Source organism: Clostridium sp. UBA5988 (assembly GCF_002435615.1).
Lineage (GTDB): Bacteria > Bacillota > Clostridia > Clostridiales > Clostridiaceae > Clostridium_J > Clostridium_J sulfidigenes.
This window is the reverse complement of record NZ_DJBA01000014.1, coordinates 114,855-135,503: the sequence shown is the minus strand read 5'-3', so window position 1 is coordinate 135,503 and position 20,649 is coordinate 114,855. Positions and strand designations below refer to the sequence as shown.

Below are 20,649 nucleotides of genomic sequence, written 5' to 3'. Positions count from 1 at the left end.
ACAATTTTTAATAAAATAATACAATTAATAGTAAACAATGTTTATATAATCTATATTTTAACATGTGGTATAAAATGTTAGTATAGTCAATTTTAAAGGACATATAATACATGGATAAAGAGATTAAGTTAATAATACTAAGGTAGCACCAATTCAAGCAGTCATTGTTCCAATTGCTCAACATAGAGAGGGAGTTCTTGATAAGGCTAATGAACTAAAAAATATTCTTTCTAGTGTTGTAAGAGTTAAGCTAGATGATTCTGATAAGATGCCAGGATGGAAGTTCAATCAATATGAAATGAAGGGGATACCAGTTAGAATTGAAATTGGACCAAAGGATATAGAAAACAATCAAGCAGTTTTAGTTAGAAGAGATACTAGAGCAAAAGAAGTATGTAATTTAAATTGTTTGAATGATAGAATTTTAGCTGTACTAGATGAAATTCACAAGAGCTTATATGAGAAGACGTTAAAGAATAGGGAAGAACGAACTTTTGTTGCTAAAACAATAGAAGAGCTTAAATATAATGCTAAAAATAAATCAGGTTTCACTAAAGCGATATGGTGTGGTGAAAGAGAATGTGAAGAAAAAATTAAGGCAGTAGCAGGATTAACTTCTAGATGTATTCCATTTGAACAAGAAGAGATTGATACCAAGTGTGCATGCTGTGGTAGAAAAGCAGAAAAAATGATTTATTGGGGGAAAGCATATTAAGGTTTATTATTATTGTTGCTATATCACTTGCGAGTGTTACGGAGAATTATATCATAAGTAAGCCTCTAAATCTTTGATTTAGTTAGGCGAACTTAATCAGCGAATGAAGTGAGTCGAATTTCCTTTAAGACGAAGCGTGGTTTATAGCCTTAGGTATTGATATAACTTGTCTAAGGCTATTTTTATGTCTAAAAGTACTGTATAATAAGTAATAACATATTTACAAAATATTTTATAATAAAATTAGTAACAAATTTGAATAATAGACAAATAGTAATTTGTAGTGAGGATTATATATAATACTAAGATAATTATGGGAGGAGAAAAGAGAAATGGAACTTCTATACAAAGAAATAAGTCAAAATGAGTATGATGTGGTAAGGGAAATGTTACTTCAAGATATTGAAACAAGCGAAGAATTTTTATGGGCATTGCAGAATGAACCAGAAACGCTCACTGTTGCATACATAGAGGGGGAAATTGTTGCAGTAGCACTTATAATACCAGGGAAAAAATCATCTTGCTTAATTGTATTTGTGGCACCACAATATCGAAGGAAAGGAATAGGACAGTCTGTGGTTCAGTATGGTGAAAACAAACTGCATAAAGAAGCAAGCAAAATCATGACAAATTTTCGTGCTGATAATGAGGTGTCAAAAAGGTTCGCAAGGAGGTTTGGCTATGAGAGGCAATTTTCAAGTGCTTATATGAAACATACAGAAGGAAGGTTCGCAATTGGCCAGTTACCTGTAAGGTTATATATTGATGAAGACTATCCACAAAGTCATGCTTTGTATGCACAGGCATTTCATGAAATGCGTATTAAAGTAGGAGATTTTCCAGATTCTATGGTTGAACAGCCAAGTGAAAAAAATCGACAAGGGTGGAATGCAGATGCAGCTAATCGTTTTACATACGAAGAAAATGATGAAATTGCTGCACATGGACATTTAGAAGGAAATGAGATTAGCAGCGTATCAGTAAAAATAGATTTGCAAGGACGTGGCATAGGAAAAAAATTTATGATGTATTTATGCAACGAAATATATAATCGAGGTTATAAAGAAGTGGTGTTATGGTGTGTTATTGGAAATACTGCTAGGAAATTATATGATAGTCTAGGTTTTAGAGAGCTTCACATAGCAGAATTCGCTTACAAAAGCATTCATCCCCAAAAGACCATGAATATCTAATATTACCCCTAGCTATAAGGGAATAGTTGATCAATAGCCAGGAGGATAAAATGTTTAAAACATCACTTGTAATAGTTATGGGGATACGTATCATAAGTAACGTTGGAAGCATATTATCAATATGAAATAAATATAAAGTTAGTCTACAGTCTGATATATTACATAAAACGTTAATTAAGGTTTAAAGTGGATTTTCATTGATGATATGGTATAATGTTGGGTAAAGATTGGTAATTAATACTAGATAATTTTAAAAGGGATGAGGTGAAATATAAATGAAAAGGTTATTTGAGAAATTGTGACGTTGATATGTATTACGAAAGAAGAGTAAATATCACATAAGGTCACCTCCTAATTATTCTTCAATATAATGTTGAGTTTATTGAATGAAAGTTTACAGGAGGAAAAAGTATGTTATATTTATTCGTTAGTACGTGGAAATATGCAGGTAAAGATAGGTGGAAATTGGTTACGCTATATTTTTTACATTCAATTTCCATATGCGGGGAACTTTTACAGCCCTATGCATTTGGGATGGCTATAAATTCTCTTCAAACCTATCAGTTAAATGACCCAACGAAAATCATCAAATGGTTTGGACTTTATGTAGCAGGATTTTTTATATTTCAGGTTTTTCATCATTCGGGACGATGGTTCGAGTTTAGTACAGCCTTAAAAAACCAGCAGCGTTTAGTAGATGATGTTTATGATAAATTATGTACTCTACCATTGAAGTGGCATGCAGAACATCATTCCGGAGAGATAGTAAACAGGGTGAGGGTTGCAGGTGAGGCTATTCGCAACTTTGGATTTTCGCAGAATAATTATATGGAGAATATAATCTTAATAATAGGACCAGTTATTATCTTGTCAACTGTTGACATCAGGATAGCTCTAATAAGCATTACACTTTTATCAATTAACTTATTTGTTGTTTCGAAAATGAATAAGGCAATTGAGCCTATTCTAGACAGACAAAATGAGAGCTTTCATGTGTTTTCTGCCAGGATATCCGATTTTGTGGGAAATATTAAAACAATTATAAATCTCGGGCTTGGTAAAAAGACAAGAAAAGACCTTCATGAGAAGTATGATGAGTATTATAGCGAGAACATGAATGAATTCTGGATTAACCAGCCCCGCTGCTTTATTATAGCCTTTGGAGGTATATTTACAGAACTTACAATTATAATATTTTATTTATGGTCATGCCGTAATTCTGGTGGACCTATAATGACAGGAAATCTTGTAATGATTGTTAACTATTTTAGGCAGTTGAGGGATGCATTCTTTCAGATTACAAGTAATTTTTATGAAATCATACATTGGAAAGCATCAATAAAGTCTGTAGATCCAATAAATTCAGCTGCAGAGCAGAGTTATTTAGTAAAACATGTGGAGAAATACACAAAAATACTAAAACAGAATAAAAAGAGCAGATCTAATTGGAAGCGTATGTCGGTTAAAGGACTTGATTTTAAATATGGAGATAAGGATAGTGCTCTATGCAATATTAATCTGGATATGAAGCCTTGTGAAAAGATTGCGGTGGTAGGATCCAGTGGGTCAGGCAAGAGTACCTTTCTTAATATGCTTGCAGGCTTATACAAGCCTGATCATGTTAATCTTATAATGGATGGAAAAGAGTATAACAATTTAAAAGTAATTCAGGATATGGCTCTGTTTGTACCTCAGGATTCTGAAATATTCGAAAATACTATTGGTTGGAATATTAATTTTGGACTGGAGCTAAATGAAGAAAAGCTTAAAAGGGTAATGAAAATGGCTTGTCTGAATGAGGTATTAGCTAGAATGCCAAAGGGTTTAGAAACAGATATAAGAGAAAAGGGAATAAACTTATCAGGCGGGGAAAAGCAAAGGCTTGCATTGGCAAGAGGGCTTTATTTTGCTCAAGATAAGAGTATTATGCTGCTGGATGAGGTTACAAGTAGTATAGATGCAATAAACGAAAGAGCCATAATGCGGAATATATTTGATAATTATAAAGACCGATGCATTATATGTAGCGTTCACAGACTTCATTTACTTCATATGTTTGACAAAATAGTGGTTATGGATAACGGTAGAATTATTCAAGAAGGTCATTTTTCTAATCTGGTAAGTAATGAAGGTCATTTCAGGACACTTTGGCAGAAATATATGATGCAGGAGAACACTGTTTAGGGCATTGTTATACCTATCACGGAGAACCTTATTATAAATAAATGTGAAAAATAGTCTTAACCATTGATATTGAATGGTTAGGACTATTTTTATAAGTAAAAATATCGTATTATAATAAAATAAGATTTTTGCTATAGATTTTTATAATGCATGGGAAATAGCTTTAGAAACTAAATAGCAAGTAATATCTTTTAATTATAAAAGGAAACTCAACTTATTTAATTCGTTGTGTAAAGCTGTAAACCTTTATTTTACAATAACTCATTTATTTGGTACTATATTAGTGTATAAGGTGTAAAAAATATTAATTTTGCACATGTTGTGTTTTGAGGTGGAAAAGCTTATGGAGAATTTAGAGAGTATAATATCAATTAAAGATCTTAAAATGAACTTTGGAGATAAGCGTGTCTTAAATGGAATAAATTTAGAGATACAGAGAGGACAAATAATAGGATATATAGGAACTAATGGTGCTGGTAAGAGTACAACTATAAAAATAATGCTTGGCATAATAGAAGGCTATACAGGACAGGTAAAAATATTAGGACAAGATATAAGTAATGGAAGTGTAGAGTACAAGAAGAAAATTGGATATGTTCCAGAGCTTGCTGATATATATGAAAATTTAACTGCATTTGAATATATAAGCTTTTTAGGTGGAGTATATGGCATAGATCAAGATACCCTTATTGAAAAAGCAAAAAAGCTTATGAAGTTATTTACAATTGAAGGAGCTATAAACTCAAGAATATCTTCATATTCAAAAGGAATGAAGCAAAAGCTACTAATAATATGTAGTTTAATTCATAATCCAGATATATTATTTTTTGATGAACCTTTAAGTGGACTAGATGCTAATAGTGTAATGATATTTAAAGAAGTTATGAGTAATCTTGCAAAGGAAGGAAAAACTATATTTTATTCTTCACACATAATGGATGTTGTAGAGAAGGTAAGTGATAGGATTATACTTATTGATAATGGAACAATAGCTGCAGATGGAAGTTTTGAGGAGCTTAAAAATAGTGAAAAGGAAAGCTCTTTGGAAGAAGTATTTAATCAGTTAACAGGATTTAATGAACAGGGACAGATTGCTAAAGAGATTGTTTCTTTAGTTCAAGAGGTATAGCTATGAATGAATTTGCCATATTAAGACTATTAGATAAATTTAAAGCCCTGTATAAAAAAGCCGGTGTTAATTATGATATTATGCGCATGATTTTGCAAATAAAATTAACTATGGATGGACGCAGAGTAAGTACTGTTTTCACAAATAATAATAAGTCTTCCGAAAATAAAGATAAGAATAATTATAAGCAACTACTTCTTTTTAACGGATTTTTAAGCATTTTTATGGGAATGTTAATGTTAGTTGATATGCCAGCTTTAAAAAATATAAATATTATTATAGGTGTAAATCTATTTATGATGGTATCACTTATGATATCAGATTTTTCAGCTGTTTTATTAGATGTAAAGGAAAAAAACATACTATTACCAAAGCCTGTAGATAGTAAAACCTTTAATGCTGCCAAGCTTACTCATATATGTATGTATCTACTTGGTATATCTTTGTCTCTTAATTTAATACCTTTAATTTTTGGAACAATAAAATATGGAGTGATATTTTTACCAATATTTTTTATGGAAAATATACTAATAGCTTTATTAGTTGTAGTAATAACGGCATTTTTATATACTTTAGTTTTAAAGTTCTTTGATGGAGAAAAGCTAAAGGATATTATAAATTACTTTCAAATATTATTAGCATTTTTATTTACTTTTGGGTATCAGTTATTTAATAGATTTTTTACTACTATAGATATTACAGCTATTTATGTACCTAAGTTTTGGCATAGTTTAGTTCCATCTATGTGGTTTGCAGCTCCTTTTGGAATATTAATAGATGGAAATAGAAATCCTTTTTTAATATTTTTATCTGTAATGGCAATATTAGCTCCAGTAATACTAATTATCCTTTATGTTAAGAAGGTAGTACCATATTTTGAAAAGAACCTTCAAAAACTAAATGATAATGGGGGAGCTATAAGAGGTGGAGATAAAATAAGAAAAGATTTTATAGCGGGAATAATTTGCAAAGATAAAGTTGAAAAAAGCATGTTTACATTTACTAAAAATATGATATCTACAGAAAGAAACTTTAAACTTAAGGTATATCCTTCTCTTTCAATGGCTGTATTTATGCCAGTTTTATTTATTTTTACAGATAGGGATAAATCCTTTATTGAAACTATTCAAACAAGCTATGGTGGAAAAGTACATTTATTAATGTATTTAACTGTATTAATGCTATGCTTCTGCACTGCTTATATAAATAATAGCGATAATTATAAAGGTGCATTTATATATAAGGTATTACCAATAAAAGATCCAGGAGTAATATTAAAAGGAGCAATAAAAGGAACCTTATTTAAATTAGTTATACCAGTTTATTTATTTACGGCTATAGTGTTTTTAATATTAAAGGGACCATCAATAATCTTAGACTTAATTGTAATGTTTTTAGTCCTTTTAATATCATCATTAGTTTATTTTAAACTGTCTAATAAGATGATGCCTTTTAGTGTGAAATTTGCTTCAACTGATACTGGTAAGCTTATAGGCCCAGGGGCGATTACATTTGTGCTTATTGGGATATTTGCTGCAATACACATAATAATTAGAAATAATATTACCTATGTAGGAGCATATATAGCAATTCTTTTTGTAATTAATATAATTATTTGGAAAAGAAGCTTCAAAATAAGCTGGAAAGATATAGGGATATAATATGGTGAAAATAATACTAAGGAGATGCATATTATATTAGATGATGAGAGATTGGAAAAATATAAAAAAGAATTTATGTTTATTTTTTATAAAAATTTGATATAATATATATAGGAAACTCACTCAGGCGAGCTGAGGAGTACAGAATTCTAAAGAAACAAGTTTCTAAGAATTCTAATAAGAAAAGCTTAGTGCTGGTAACACTAAGCAATCCTTAGAACGTTTTAAGTTTTAGGGCTATTGGATTTTGAAAATATTAATTTTCTAGAAACAGCACTTAGTCTTGGTTGGATGGAGTGCTGTTTTCATTTGTTTTAAAACTAAATTTAAAACACTTAATACCTATATTAAGTTCAAATTCTAAAAGTTTAGATTTTGAACTTAAAGCCTTAGTTATAATGATTAGTAAAAATATTAATATAATTAATAAAGTAAGTATCATATCCAATACCACCCCCTTAAGTTATGATGAAAATCACCAATAACCCAAGGTGGGAGAACGTACAACCACCATAGCCATCCTACTATGGATTTCAAAATATTACTTTAGAATTATACCATATTTATCTAGAATATATACATAAGAATAAAATGGAAAAACCTCACTTGTAGTAGTTATAAAGAGCTATGCATAAGTAAGCCTCTAAATCTTTGATTTAGTTAGGCGAACTTACTCAGAGAATGAAGTGAGTCGAGTTTCCTTTAAGACCAAGTGCAGTTTTTAGTCTTACGCATTGATATGACTTAACTAGGGCTGTTATTATACGTGAAAATACTGTAACATAAGTAATGAGATATAATAAGCTTATCAGTAGATATAATAATATATATATTTGAGGAGGTATGAATATGGAACTTTGGGATGTATATGATATTAATCGTAATAAAACAAATGAAACTATGGTTCGAGGCGAACCTATTGAAAAAAATAATTATCATTTAGTTGTGCATGTATGTGTTTTTAATTCAGATGGTGAAATGCTAATTCAACAGAGACAACCTTTCAAAGAAGGTTGGTCAAATATGTGGGATATAACAGTAGGTGGAAGTGCTATAAAGGGTGATACAAGCCAATCTGCAGCTGAAAGAGAATTATTTGAGGAAATTGGGTTAAGAATAGATTTAAAAAATATTAGACCTCATATTACCATGAACTATAACTATGGATTTGATGATATTTATTTAATTGAACAAGATGTTGATATCAATGAACTATCATTGCAGTATGAAGAAGTTCAGAAAGTGAAGTGGGCTTCTAAAGAAGAGATATTTTCAATGATAGATAGTGGTGAATTTATACCATATTATCAGAGTTTGATACAACTATTTTTTGATTCTCGAAAAAAATATGGTGCCATCAATGAAAATGAGCATATCCTGTAACTTCTCAAGTTAAAACTTATAATTTAATAAAGTGAAAGTTTTAAAATAAAAAACATAGAGGTTTATTTTAGGGGTATTGTGTGAATTAAATAATAAATACTATACAATTAGACATATATTTAAAATAATGTTATAATCCGAAAGAATATTTAGGATTTAAATAATATATAAAATCATGTGGAAGGAAGTGTAGTATGAAAAAATTATTTAAATTATTGAGTCTATCAACATGTTTTTTAATGATGTTGGTGGTTTTTGCAGGTTGTAGTAAAGATTCTTCTAAAAAAATAAGCTTTTTCAATTATGGTGAAAATATAGATGAAGAAACTGTAAATGAATTTGAGAAGAAATATGGTATAAAGGTTAATGTAGAAACCTTTGATGATATGGAAACTATGTATCAAAAAATTAGTCAGGGCGGTGTGAACTATGATGTTATATTAGTATCTGATGTTTTAATGCCTAGAATGATAAAAAATAAGTTTGTTCAAGAATTAAATAAAGATAATATACCTAATATATCTCAAATGGATGAAGACTATTTGAATCTAGAAATAGATCCAGGTAATAAGTATTCAGTTCCTTATATGTTTGGGACAGTAGGACTTATTTATAATAAAGATGTAGTAAAAGAAGAAGTAGATAGCTTCGATATATTATGGGATGAAAAGTATAAAGATAAGATTTTTATGTTTGATACCTATAGAGACACCATAGGAGTGGCTTTAAAGAAACTTGGATATTCTTTAAATTCAACTGATCCAAAAGAAATTAAAGAAGCTAAAGAGCTACTATTAAATCAAAGGAAATTAGTTAATCCAATATATGGTGTTGATAATGGAACTGTAATGATTCCGGCAGGGGAGTCTGATATAAACATGATTTGGTCTGGAGAGGGATTAAATCTTCAAGCTGAATACCCTAATTTAGTTTATGTAGTACCTAAGGAGGGGGCAAACTTCTGGATTGATAGCTTATGCATACCTTATAATGCTAAAAATGTTGATGGCGCTGAAAAGTTCATAAACTTTGTAAGTGATAAGGAGAGTGCATTAAGAATAGCTGATGAAATAGGGTATACAACTCCTAATAAAGAAGCAAGACTTGAGCAACCAGAGGAAGTTAGAAATAATCCTAATGCATATATGACTAAAGAAATAATGGATAGATGTGAAATCTATGTGGATTTTCCGAGTGATGTGAAAAAGGTATATGATGATGCATGGATACGCATAAAATCAAGTAATTAAAAAAATTTTAAGATACATTTTATGCTGAAAGTTATATTGACACAGCATAGCTTTAGTAGTAAACTGAAAGATAAGTTAGTTGATGCTAACTTATCTTTTTATAGTTGAGTAAGCAATGGCTAACTTTCTTTTTTAAAGGTAGTTAGCCGCTTACCTAATTTTATTTTAGCAGTAGGTAAGCCATAGCTAACTATATAACTATTTAGCTATATAACTATTTAACTATGTAAATAGTTAACATCATAAATATGCAAAATTAAAACACTTAGGCATTTTAAAATTTCTTATTATAACATGTTAATATTTTAAAATCCTAGAAGTGCATAGCTACATATACATAAGAGCTTATATAAATAATATAAATTTTAGGAGGTAAGGAAATGAGTATAGTAATAATTGGTGGTCATGATAGGATGGTTTGTGAATATAAAAAGATTTGCGATAAATATAATTGTAAGGCTAAGGTCTTTACACAAATGCCAGGTCGCTTTAAATCTCAAATAGGATGTCCAGATTTATTAGTAATGTTTACTAACACAGTGTCTCATAAGATGGTTAATGCAGCTATGCAAGAGGCCGCAAGAAAGAATATCAGTATAGCAAAATCTCATAGTAGTAGCTCCAGCTCTTTAAAGAGTATATTAGAAACTCATTGTTTAAATTGTTCTGGGGATTGCGAAAACTGTACTAAACATAGTAATTAAATATAAAGTTAATTTAAGGAAACATTTTTGGGGTAGAGTTTAATCTTTTAGCACTTTACCCCGATAACAAAAATCGCATAAAGTATTGTATTAATTTTCTGAATATGATACGTTTTTGTTATGGATATTTTTAGAAGGGTGGGGGATAAAATGAAGAACATTTGTAATCTTAATGGAGTAAAAGAAGTATCTTTAATAAATACTCAGGGGAAAAATTATTTAACTTTTTTTAAGACAATGGGGGAAAAACTATATTCAATATGTAGTTTAGAAGAAAAGTTAAATGATGAGTATTTTGAGAAGAAAGACTTTGATGAACTTTTAAAAGAAAATCATGAAATTTATAGTGACTTAATAGGTGACAACTATAAAACAAGTTACGGCAACCCAGACTATGCAGTGAAAGAGCTAGGAAAAGAAATGGGCCAAATAGCTACATATTTATATAATAGGTTAAATGAATGTATATCTTTAGTATTTTCTCATAAGACTGAGAAGATAGAAAAGTTACTACAGTTATTTACAGATGCCTATGCCTATGTAGTTAAACATGGTGATAATGCTAATGGTTTAATGGAGCTTATAAGAGATTTTGAAGTTAGCATTTTAGACATGGAAGCTGAGGAAAGGGTTAATAATATAGCTTTAGATACTAAGGGTTATTACAGAACTATAGTTGATGAAGCAAATGCAGAAGATTTAAGATACTTATTTAAGTACGGAAAATATATAACTGATAATGAAATAAAAACAGCTAAATTTTTGTCTACTTATGAAGATGTAAATAAGATTGCATATACCATGGTTAAAGGATATATGGATAGCTTTATAAGAGAAAAGAAGGATTACACTATTAAGTCTACAGTTAGACTAATATACTTTGTTGGTGAAGAAGCTATTGTTAAAGAGGTTATAAAGGAGTTTGGTAAATACAACTTAACCCCTGTCCTTGCAATGGTAGAATCTACTGAAGCAAATAAACAGTTTACTTATGATCATAGATTTGATAATGCTTTATTCTATAGTAAAAACTATGCAGAAACTAGAGAAGAAAGATTTACAGCTACCTTTGAAAGATTTAAAGAAGGCTTAGGAAAGTATTCTGGAATAGCGGTTATTGAAAGCTTTGGAGAAGTTCCTTTTGCACCTGAAAGCAAGAATACAGCTTTAAAGTTAAGTGAAGAGCAAAGTAAGGTTTACCAAAATGCAGCGGTAAGACTTAGAACTGTTCAAGATAAGTACATGCCATCTAAGGAAACAACCTTTACTATTATAGCTTTCCCTAGTCCAGAGATAGGAGAGAATTTTGAGGAAATCTTTGCGGATACTATGAAGATAAATACTCTAGATTCAGACAAGTGGGAAAGAATCCAAAATGATATTATTGGGGCTTTAGATAAGGGTGAGTTTATCCATGTTAAGGGCTGCAATGGAAATAAAACAGATATAAAGGTTAAAATGCAGGAAATCAACAATCCAGAAAAGGAAACAAACTTTGAAAACTGTATTGCTACTGTAAATATACCGGTTGGAGAGGTATTTACATCTCCAATGTTAAAAGGTACAAATGGACTTCTACATCTAGAGGAAATCTTCCTAGATGGCCTTAAATATATCAACTTAGAACTTTTATTTAAGGATGGATATATAGCTGAATATAACTGTTCTAATTTTGATGAAGAATCTAAAAATAAAAAGTATGTAGAGGAAAATCTGTTGTTCCCAAATAAAACTTTACCTCTTGGTGAGTTTGCAATAGGTACAAACACCTTAGCATATGTTATAGCACAGAAGCATAATATAGTACCTATACTTCCTATCCTTATTGGAGAAAAGATGGGACCACACTTTGCAGTGGGTGATACTTGTTATTCATATAGTGAAGATGAAAGAGTATATAATGCTTTTGATGGAAAAGAAATAATTGCTAAGGATAATGAAAAATCTATTCTTAGAAAAACTGATATAGAAAGTGCATATACTCAATGTCATACAGATATAACTATACCTTACGATAGCTTAGAGTTTATAAATGCTATAACAAAGGATGGGGAAGTTATTGAAGTAATTAAAAATGGTAGATTTATTTTAAAGGGCACTGAGGAATTAAATGAACCTTTCAATGGAGAGGCTTAATATTTTTATAGAAATAGGAGGAAAATTATGATTAATAACATTGATATTAAAAATAAGATGGTAATAAAGTTAGATGACGAATTACCAGAAATGCCTAAGTTTCAAGAAGGAATTAGAAGAGCCCCTGACAGAGGTTATAGTTTAACACCTGCACAAACTGAATTAGCTCTTAAAAATGCTTTAAGATATGTTCCAGAACATCTTCACGAGAAATTAGCTCCAGAGTTTATGGAAGAGCTTTTCACACGAGGAAGAATATATGGATATAGATTTAGACCAGAAGGAAAATTAAGTGGTAAGTCTATAGATGAATATAAAGGAAATTGCGCAGAAGGTAAGGCCTTCCAAGTAATGATAGATAACAACTTAGATTTTGATGTGGCATTATATCCTTATGAACTTGTTACTTATGGTGAAACAGGACAAGTGTGCCAAAACTGGATGCAATATAGACTTATTAAAAAATACCTAGAGAATATGACTGATGAACAAACTTTAGTAGTAGAGAGTGGTCATCCATTAGGATTATTTAGAAGTTCTAAAACTGCTCCAAGGGTAATAACTACTAATGGTTTAATGGTTGGTATGTTTGATAATCCAGAAGACTTCCATTTAGCAACTCAACTAGGAGTGGCTAACTATGGACAAATGACAGCTGGTGGTTGGATGTATATAGGACCTCAAGGTATAGTTCATGGTACCTTCAACACTATAGTAAATGCAGGAAGATTAAAGCTTGGAGTGGCTGATGATGGAGATTTAAGAGGTAAGATATTTGTAACTTCTGGTCTTGGTGGAATGAGTGGTGCTCAACCTAAAGCTATAGAAATAGCTAATGGAGTAGGAATTGTAGCAGAGGTTGACTATTCAAGAATTAAAACAAGACTTGATCAAGGTTGGGTTTCCATGGCATCAAGTGATTTAGAAGAAGTTATAAGAGTTGCTAAGGAAAAGGCTAAAAATGAAGAGTCTATCTCTATAGCATATCATGGAAATATCGTAGATTTACTTGAATACATCTTAGAAAATGATATTCATATAGATTTATTATCAGACCAAACTTCTTGCCATGCTGCCTATGATGGTGGGTATGCACCAGTAGGAATTTCTTTTGAAGAAAGAACTAGACTATTAAAAGAAGATAGAGAAAAATTCAAAGAGCTTGTAGATATGACCTTATTAAAACACTACGACATAATTAAAAAGTTAGTTGCTAAGGGAGTTTACTTCTTTGATTATGGTAACTCATTTATGAAGGCAATCTATGATGCTGGTGGAAAAGACATAGCTAAAAATGGTGTAGATGAAAAGGATGGATTCATTTATCCTTCTTATGTTGAAGATATCATGGGACCAATGCTGTTTGACTATGGTTATGGACCATTTAGATGGGTATGCTTAAGTCATAAACATGAAGATTTAATAAAAACAGACCATGCTGCAATGGAATGTATTGATCCAAATAGAAGAGGACAAGATAGAGATAACTACATTTGGATTAGAGATGCTGAAAAGAACCAATTAGTTGTTGGTACAGAAGCTAGAATATTATATCAAGATGCACAAGGTCGTATGGATATTGCTCTTAAGTTTAATGAACTTGTAAGAAATGGTGAAGTTGGACCAATCATGCTTGGAAGAGATCACCATGATGTAAGTGGTACAGATTCTCCATTTAGAGAAACTTCTAATATAAAAGATGGAAGTAACATGATGGCTGAAATGGCAATCCAATGCTTTGCAGGAAATGCAGCAAGAGGAATGAGCTTAATTGCTCTTCACAATGGTGGAGGCGTTGGAACAAGTAAGTCAATCAATGGAGGCTTTGGATTAGTTCTTGATGGTAGCGAAAGAGTTGATAATATTATAAAATCATCTATGGCATGGGATGTTATGGGGGGAGTTGCTAGAAGAGCTTGGGCAAGAAATCCACATTCTATTGAAACAAGTATGGAATATAATGAGAAGAATCAAGGAACAGATCATATAACTCTTCCATATATACCAAAGGATGAATTAATAAAATCTGTTATTGAAAAAGCATTAAATAAATAAATCAAAATTTAAATAATTGAATAATTTAATTGGGTATATAGTGTTAAAAGTTAAGACTATATACCTGATTTTTTATTTTTTAGTTTGTATTTAGTTGTAAATAAAATAAATTTTTATGTTTTTTTCATAAAACAGATAAAATATATTAATAAAAATATAAAAAAATAAGTTCTAAGTTGAAGGTTGCTTCGTATATTTTTATGGGGATGATATTTTTAATATATGTAGTAAATTTTAATGAAATAAAAACAATGATTAAACAATGTATATACATTAGTAGATAATATTGAATAGAGTATTTGCAAGTAGTATAATAGTTAGGGTATTCCATGTGTAGATAAGGAGGGGTAGTGTTGAATTATAGAAAAAAATTTACAAGAATTAGTAGAATAAAAATATTTGTCGTAGCAATAACACTAATTAGCACCCTTTTTATTTTAGTTGGATGTAAATCCGATATTGAAGAAGAAAGAGATCCAATTATAAACAATTATACAAGTGCTGTAATAGAAAAAAACAACAATATATATATTTTTGATGAACATGAGGAATATTTAGAAGGGGTAGGAGATTTGCATAGGCTGAAAGAACTTTCCGCTTTAAGTAATGACTGGAGTAATATAGCCTTTAAATATTTAGATGAGAAAGATAAAATAAATATATATAGTATGAAAGATGAAGAATATAAAGTATTACCAATAAATGATATAGGTGAAAATCAAATATCCAATATATCATGGATGAATAATAAATTAGTAGTTCATTTATATATAGATCCTATCACAACAAAATATCTAATTTATGATGCAGATACTTTAGAGCTTTTGAATTCCTGTGAAGGAATCTTAATAGATGTTCTTAATGAAGGGAATACTCTAGTTTATGGTAAAGCTAGTAATGGAGTTACTAATATATACTTTAATGATGCACAGATAATTAGTTTAGAAGATAGTGGAGAAGTTTTATTAAAGGGAAAAGTATCTCCTAAAAAGGATGAGATAGCATTTATTACCTTTAGTTTTGATAAGGAAAAATTAACTCAACGTGAATATTTATATAGAGGAAAAATTGAAAATGGTAAAATAAAGGATGTTTTTAAGACTGTTAAGCCCTATGAAATAAATGGAGACATGGTATATGAGGGTGATGAACTAGTTATATATAGCCAAGAGGGAAATTATTTAGTAAAAGATGAAGAGTTTATAGAAGAAGAAAATGAGGAAATGAAGAGAAAACTCAATGAAAATTCTATGAAACTTAAAAACATGCTTAAAAATACCTTTGAAAGCGAAAGTATAAATGAAAACTTATCATGGAATGAAATTGGAGTTTTTAATATTACCTGGTTTACCAGGTAATATTTTTTTGTCCGATGACTACCAACTCTAATACTCACATCTTTTTTAAAGTGTGAGTAAAGAGCTGCTACGTCCCTGGATAACGATTTCCCTTAAAGGGCAACGAATTCTAAGTATCGAAGATACTGATACTAAGAATTCTGTTAGTAAGCTTCAAAGAAACTGAGAACTCTGTTTATGTCTAAAATGTGAACATGTATATCAATATACCTGTAATAGCATATGAAATTTCATAAAAGTTATTGTAATATTTAAAATATACAGATAAATTTTTGAGGTGGATTTTTTCTGGGTTTTATTAAGGGGAAACCTGTTGACACCTTGTGTAGGCTTCAATATAATTAACGTGGAAAGTGAAAAAAACAAATTTAAATGTAGAAATACTGGAGGAACTTCTAATGGATAAAAAAATGCTTTCACCTGATGAAATTACTAATTATGTAGAACAGGTTGGAGTAAAAAAGGCTAATAATAAATGTGTACAAACTTTATTTTTAGGTATTTTAGCAGGTGCATTTATAGCTTTAGGGGCATATGCATCATCAGTAGCATCACATGGAATTAGTGATCCCGGATTACAGAAATTTGTGGCAGGTATAGTATTTCCAGTTGGATTAATTTTAGTGTTAATATGTGGAGCAGAATTGTTCACAGGAAATTCATTATTAAGTGTAGCTTGGGCTGAGAAAAAGATAACTACAGGGCAAATGTTTAAAAATTGGGCACTTGTTTGGATAGGAAACTTTATTGGAGCTGCTTTTGTAGCAATACTAGTTTTTGAATCAGGTCTTTTAGCAACAGGAAATGTTGGAGGCTATGCTATTAAGGTAGCAGCAGCTAAGGCCAGTATGGGTTTTGTACCTGCAATTGCAAGTGGAATATTATGTAATGTTATAGTATGTGTATGTGTATGGGGTTCCTATGCAGCTAAAGATGTAACAGGAAAAATATTCATGGGTTTCTTTCCGATATTTGCTTTTGTTATAGCAGGTTTTGAACACTGCGTAGCTAATATGTATTACTTTTCTATAGGATTGCTTGCAAAAACAAATTCAGCTTTTGTTGAAGCATCCCATGTAGCTGTTGAAAAATTAGATAATTTAACTATAGTTGGAATTTTTAATAATCTAATTCCTGTAACCATAGGAAATATTATTGGTGGTGCAGTTTGTATTGGATTAGTTTATTGGTTCATATATAGAAAATGTAATAAAAAGAATATTGAGATAAGAGAGAAGTTATCAGCGTAATATATATAAATTCACGGAAAATTGTGTTAAAATTAAGTTTTAGCATGATTTTTTTTATAAGATTTTATGGAAAATTGTAAAAATCTATTTTATATTTGAAGCACATAATATAAAATAGATAGTATGAAGATAAATACTAAATTAATTAATGGGGAGGGTTATATGAAGAAGAAAGGAAGAGTTATCAGTTCAATTGTAGCTTTAAGTATAATGGGGGCAATAGCCTTTAGTATTAATAATAGAGTAGAAGCAGATGCAGCAAAAATAAGACTAGGTGGGAGCACTAGATATGAAACTGCAGTAGAAACATCTAAACAGGGGTGGCCTAGTGGAAGTAAAACTATAGTACTAGTGTGTGGAGCGGATTATCCTGATGCACTAAGTGCGGCACCTTTAGCAAAGAAGTATAATGCTCCTATATTGCTAACAGAAAAGAATGGATTATCTACGGTAGTGTCCAATGAGATAAATAGATTGAAGCCTTCTAAGGCTTATATAGTTGGTGGAGATGGAGTTGTATATAAAAGTGTACAATCCCAGTTAAAGGGAATGGGCATTGATGTTAAAAGATTAGGTGGAATAAATAGATATGAAACAGCGGTAAAAGTAGCTGAGCAGGTTGGAACAACTAATGGGGTTGTTTTAGCTTCTGGAAAAAGTTTTGCTGATTCACTATCCATAGCTCCGGTGGCGGCAAAACTAGGAATGCCTATATTGCTAACAGATGTGAATGAGTATAACAGTTATAATAAAAAGTTCATTCAAAACAATAGCATACCTAAAACTTATGTTATAGGTGGGGATGGTGTGATATCAAACTCTAATATGGCTAATTATAAAAGTCCTAAAAGGATTAGTGGAATTGATAGATATGAGACGAATACAGCAGTTTTTAATTATTTTAAAGGAAATATTAATTTAAGCAAAATTTATTTAGCATCAGGAATGAATTTTCCAGATGGATTAGTAGGAGCACCGATAGCTGCCTTAACTTCTTCTCCAATAATTCTAATGGAGGAATCAGGAACTTATTATCCTAAAGTTTTAGCAGCAATAAAAGGAATAAAATCCGATCAAGTATTGGTTTTAGGTGGAGTTGGAGTAGTTAGCGACAACATAGTTAATAAGGTATTAGAGGCAGTAAATTATGAGGAGAAATTTAAGGTTTTAAGTATTGAATAGCTCAAAAGTGGGTGAAATTAAAGTGAGACCTGTAGAAGATATGCTTAAAGACCTACCCTTGGGGGTATCTGCTTTAACAGAACAAAAGGTTCATAATAAAAAGTTGACTTGTATAATAATTAAAGATGATTTTAAAGATTTTATATATTTGCCTAATTCTATGGAGTTTAATTTCAAAAGTGCCTATGTAAAAAGTAATAAAGTAATTTCAGGGCACTTGATTATAAGAATGAAAGATGATATAAAAGAAAAGTACTATCCTTTTCACTTTAATTATTATGATGAAAAAACATTAAGTTTAATTATAAATTTAAGTCATCAAAGAAAATTATACTTAATACTAGGTAATAAATATAACGAATATAAAATTGCTTGTTTCAGAAATAGTTTAAAAAGTTTTTTTAGAAGATATATAATTAATTGTATAAACTATGGTTATAGATGGAGTGATGAAGATTACAAGGAATCAATTTGTAATCTTGTATCTTCATTTCCTAGTATAGACGACTTATGGAAACGATTAGGTGGACAAATTACTATGAGTATACTGAAAAAAGTATAAGAAAAATGGGGAAATGTTAAGTAAAATTCAAAATCTACAAAAAACTTATATTAATTTAAAAATTTTTTTAAAAAAACCATTGCATTTCTAAAATATTAGATTTATAATGGGTACATGATAAATAATATATTGAATTGTTTAAAAATTTAATATTGAATCATAAGTAGAGGTGCTTATAAATTGGTAACTGATAAATGCTAAGGAGAATACCCTCTGATGTTACAGTGAATTGTTTATAGGCCGAAAGGGTACATAGGTATTGTGTATTACTTGGGGATAAGACACAAGGTTTTATCACTGCCATGTTATATGGAGAGCTATTTATGGAATGAAAAATATTCATTGCATTGATAGTTCTAACTAACTTAGTTATCTAATGGTGTTGAATATTTTCAACGCCATTTTTTATTTACTATATTTTTTATCCGATGACTATCATCTCTAATACTCTGGACTTTTTCAAAGTGAGAGTAAAAGAGCTGCTACGTCCCTGGATAACGATTTCTAAGTTTCAAAGAATCTAAGAAATCTGTTTATACTAAAAAGTTATACATAAATAAAAAGTAAACGATTATTTTATAGGGGGAAAAGAAAATGAAATCAGTAATCAGATTAAGAATGAGCTCTCACGATGCACACTACGGTGGAAATCTTGTTGATGGAGCAAGAATGCTACAATTATTTGGAGACGTAGCTACAGAATTATTAATACAAAACGATGGAGACGAAGGTCTATTCAAAGCTTATGAAAATGTAGAATTCATGGCACCTGTATATGCTGGAGATTACATTGAAGCTGTAGGTGAAATCGTACACGTTGGAAACACATCAAGAAAAATGACTTTTGAAGCTAGAAAAGTAATAGTTCCAAGACCTGACATTAACGATTCAGCTTGTGACGTTTTAGAAGAGCCAATAGTTGTTTGTAAAGCTACAGGAGTATGTGTAGTACCAAAAGATAAGAAGAGAAAATAAGTAAGTGCAAGAATTCTTGCAGAAACATTGTTAAAATATTAACTATATAGGAGGATTTTAAATGGAAAAGTTAATAATTGCTGCAGCGATTTGTGGTGCAGAGGTTACTAAAGAACAAAATCCAAATGTTCCTTACACAGTAGAAGAAATTGGTCAAGAGGCAGAAAAATGTTATAAAGCTGGAGCTAGTATAATCCACCTTCATGTTAGAAAAGATGATGGTACTCCAACTCAAGACAAAGATAGATTTGAAGCTTGTATGGCTGAAATAAGAAGAAGATGTCCAGATGTTATCATTCAACCATCTACTGGTGGTGCTGTAGGAATGAGCAATGAAGAAAGACTTCAACCAGTTGATTTAAGTCCAGAAATGGCAACATTAGACTGTGGAACTTGTAACTTTGGTGGAGACGAAATATTTGTTAATACAGAGAACACAATCAAAGAATTCGGGGAGAAGATGATTCAGTTAAACGTTAAGCCTGAGATCGAAGTATTCGATAAAGGTATGATTGACATGGCCATCAGACTTCATAAAAAAGGATTCATAAAAGCACCAATGCACTTCAACTTCGTTATGGGAGTTAATGGTGGAATAAGTGCTGGAATGAGAGACTTTGTATTCATGAAAGAAAGTATTCCAGCAGGAAGCACTTACACAGTATCAGGAATAGGCAGAAATGAATTCCCATTAGCTGCAATGTCTATGATAGAAGGTGGACATGTAAGAGTTGGATTTGAAGATAACGTATACCTATCAAAAGGTGTTATGGCAGAAAGCAATGCTGACCTAGTTGAAAAAGCTGTAAGAATAGCTAAAGAATTAGGAAGAGAAATTGCAACTCCAGCAGAAGCAAGAGAAATATTAGGACTTAAAGCTTTATAATTTGAAGCATAATATAAGAAGTTATT

At 30.5% G+C, this 20,649-nt stretch carries 16 protein-coding genes, 1 pseudogene and 1 riboswitch; of the genes and pseudogenes, 16 read left to right on the top strand and 1 reads right to left on the bottom strand.

What is annotated here, in order from left to right:
- Positions 1 to 139 precede the first annotated feature (139 nt).
- From B3J31_RS02660 to B3J31_RS02640, 5 genes and pseudogenes are all read left to right on the top strand, one after another.
- Positions 140 to 715, top strand: a pseudogene (locus tag B3J31_RS02660) (His/Gly/Thr/Pro-type tRNA ligase C-terminal domain-containing protein); the annotation flags it as partial.
- A gap of 332 nt (positions 716 to 1,047) precedes the next feature.
- The gene (locus tag B3J31_RS02655; RefSeq protein ID WP_346866784.1) at positions 1,048 to 1,908 is read left to right on the top strand and encodes a GNAT family N-acetyltransferase; all 861 of its coding nucleotides are present in this window, start codon (positions 1,048 to 1,050) and stop codon (positions 1,906 to 1,908) included.
- Between the two features lie 411 nt (positions 1,909 to 2,319).
- Positions 2,320 to 4,092, top strand: coding sequence for an ABC transporter ATP-binding protein (locus tag B3J31_RS02650; protein ID WP_346866785.1), 1,773 nt, complete (start codon positions 2,320 to 2,322; stop codon positions 4,090 to 4,092).
- A 343-nt stretch (positions 4,093 to 4,435) separates the two neighbouring features.
- On the top strand, positions 4,436 to 5,221 hold the full coding sequence (locus B3J31_RS02645; RefSeq protein WP_150843525.1) for an ATP-binding cassette domain-containing protein: 786 nt from the start codon (positions 4,436 to 4,438) through the stop codon (positions 5,219 to 5,221).
- A 2-nt stretch (positions 5,222 to 5,223) separates the two neighbouring features.
- Positions 5,224 to 6,882 carry a hypothetical protein gene (locus tag B3J31_RS02640; RefSeq protein WP_346866786.1) on the top strand — a complete coding sequence of 553 codons (1,659 nt, stop codon included), beginning with the start codon at positions 5,224 to 5,226 and terminating at the stop codon, positions 6,880 to 6,882.
- A gap of 277 nt (positions 6,883 to 7,159) precedes the next feature.
- Here the strand turns inward: B3J31_RS02640 and B3J31_RS02635 are convergent, their stop codons facing one another.
- On the bottom strand, positions 7,160 to 7,324 hold the full coding sequence (locus B3J31_RS02635; protein ID WP_346873568.1) for a hypothetical protein: 165 nt from the start codon (positions 7,322 to 7,324) through the stop codon (positions 7,160 to 7,162).
- Positions 7,325 to 7,731: 407 nt separating this feature from the next.
- On the opposite strand from B3J31_RS02635, the gene B3J31_RS02630 reads away from it, so the two are divergent.
- The 11 genes from B3J31_RS02630 (at position 7,732) to B3J31_RS02580 (ending at position 20,623) form a co-directional block, all read left to right on the top strand.
- Positions 7,732 to 8,265: an NUDIX hydrolase gene (locus tag B3J31_RS02630; RefSeq protein WP_346866787.1), complete on the top strand. Its 534-nt coding sequence runs from the start codon at positions 7,732 to 7,734 to the stop codon at positions 8,263 to 8,265.
- A 194-nt stretch (positions 8,266 to 8,459) separates the two neighbouring features.
- Positions 8,460 to 9,515, top strand: a complete 1,056-nt coding sequence (locus B3J31_RS02625) for a spermidine/putrescine ABC transporter substrate-binding protein (RefSeq protein WP_346866788.1) — start codon at positions 8,460 to 8,462, stop codon at positions 9,513 to 9,515.
- Between the two features lie 380 nt (positions 9,516 to 9,895).
- Positions 9,896 to 10,219 (top strand): DUF2325 domain-containing protein, encoded by a 324-nt coding sequence (locus B3J31_RS02620; RefSeq protein ID WP_035131143.1) that lies wholly within the window; start codon positions 9,896 to 9,898, stop codon positions 10,217 to 10,219.
- Positions 10,220 to 10,369: 150 nt separating this feature from the next.
- The gene (locus tag B3J31_RS02615; RefSeq protein ID WP_346866789.1) at positions 10,370 to 12,355 is read left to right on the top strand and encodes an aminopeptidase; all 1,986 of its coding nucleotides are present in this window, start codon (positions 10,370 to 10,372) and stop codon (positions 12,353 to 12,355) included.
- A gap of 27 nt (positions 12,356 to 12,382) precedes the next feature.
- On the top strand, positions 12,383 to 14,410 hold the full coding sequence (locus B3J31_RS02610; RefSeq protein WP_346866790.1) for a urocanate hydratase: 2,028 nt from the start codon (positions 12,383 to 12,385) through the stop codon (positions 14,408 to 14,410).
- Positions 14,411 to 14,763: 353 nt separating this feature from the next.
- Positions 14,764 to 15,768, top strand: coding sequence for a hypothetical protein (locus B3J31_RS02605; RefSeq protein WP_346866791.1), 1,005 nt, complete (start codon positions 14,764 to 14,766; stop codon positions 15,766 to 15,768).
- Positions 15,769 to 16,166: 398 nt separating this feature from the next.
- Positions 16,167 to 17,018, top strand: a complete 852-nt coding sequence (locus B3J31_RS02600; protein WP_150845309.1) for a formate/nitrite family transporter — start codon at positions 16,167 to 16,169, stop codon at positions 17,016 to 17,018.
- A gap of 162 nt (positions 17,019 to 17,180) precedes the next feature.
- Positions 17,181 to 18,200: a cell wall-binding repeat-containing protein gene (locus tag B3J31_RS02595; protein ID WP_346866792.1), complete on the top strand. Its 1,020-nt coding sequence runs from the start codon at positions 17,181 to 17,183 to the stop codon at positions 18,198 to 18,200.
- 22 nt (positions 18,201 to 18,222) lie between these two features.
- Positions 18,223 to 18,762, top strand: coding sequence for a hypothetical protein (locus B3J31_RS02590; RefSeq protein ID WP_150845311.1), 540 nt, complete (start codon positions 18,223 to 18,225; stop codon positions 18,760 to 18,762).
- Between the two features lie 156 nt (positions 18,763 to 18,918).
- Positions 18,919 to 19,090, top strand: a riboswitch (Lysine riboswitch).
- A gap of 266 nt (positions 19,091 to 19,356) precedes the next feature.
- The gene (locus B3J31_RS02585) at positions 19,357 to 19,737 is read left to right on the top strand and encodes a hotdog domain-containing protein (protein ID WP_150845312.1); all 381 of its coding nucleotides are present in this window, start codon (positions 19,357 to 19,359) and stop codon (positions 19,735 to 19,737) included.
- Between the two features lie 61 nt (positions 19,738 to 19,798).
- Positions 19,799 to 20,623, top strand: coding sequence for a 3-keto-5-aminohexanoate cleavage protein (locus tag B3J31_RS02580; protein ID WP_150845313.1), 825 nt, complete (start codon positions 19,799 to 19,801; stop codon positions 20,621 to 20,623).
- Positions 20,624 to 20,649 lie beyond the last annotated feature (26 nt).

Coding starts and splice junctions, on each gene's coding strand:
- B3J31_RS02655 (WP_346866784.1), top strand. CDS start 1,048: ATGGAACTTCTATACAAAGAAATAAGTCAAAATGAGTATGATGTGGTA.
- B3J31_RS02650 (WP_346866785.1), top strand. CDS start 2,320: ATGTTATATTTATTCGTTAGTACGTGGAAATATGCAGGTAAAGATAGG.
- B3J31_RS02645 (WP_150843525.1), top strand. CDS start 4,436: ATGGAGAATTTAGAGAGTATAATATCAATTAAAGATCTTAAAATGAAC.
- B3J31_RS02640 (WP_346866786.1), top strand. CDS start 5,224: ATGAATGAATTTGCCATATTAAGACTATTAGATAAATTTAAAGCCCTG.
- B3J31_RS02635 (WP_346873568.1), bottom strand. CDS start 7,324: ATGATACTTACTTTATTAATTATATTAATATTTTTACTAATCATTATA.
- B3J31_RS02630 (WP_346866787.1), top strand. CDS start 7,732: ATGGAACTTTGGGATGTATATGATATTAATCGTAATAAAACAAATGAA.
- B3J31_RS02625 (WP_346866788.1), top strand. CDS start 8,460: ATGAAAAAATTATTTAAATTATTGAGTCTATCAACATGTTTTTTAATG.
- B3J31_RS02620 (WP_035131143.1), top strand. CDS start 9,896: ATGAGTATAGTAATAATTGGTGGTCATGATAGGATGGTTTGTGAATAT.
- B3J31_RS02615 (WP_346866789.1), top strand. CDS start 10,370: ATGAAGAACATTTGTAATCTTAATGGAGTAAAAGAAGTATCTTTAATA.
- B3J31_RS02610 (WP_346866790.1), top strand. CDS start 12,383: ATGATTAATAACATTGATATTAAAAATAAGATGGTAATAAAGTTAGAT.
- B3J31_RS02600 (WP_150845309.1), top strand. CDS start 16,167: ATGGATAAAAAAATGCTTTCACCTGATGAAATTACTAATTATGTAGAA.
- B3J31_RS02595 (WP_346866792.1), top strand. CDS start 17,181: ATGAAGAAGAAAGGAAGAGTTATCAGTTCAATTGTAGCTTTAAGTATA.
- B3J31_RS02585 (WP_150845312.1), top strand. CDS start 19,357: ATGAAATCAGTAATCAGATTAAGAATGAGCTCTCACGATGCACACTAC.
- B3J31_RS02580 (WP_150845313.1), top strand. CDS start 19,799: ATGGAAAAGTTAATAATTGCTGCAGCGATTTGTGGTGCAGAGGTTACT.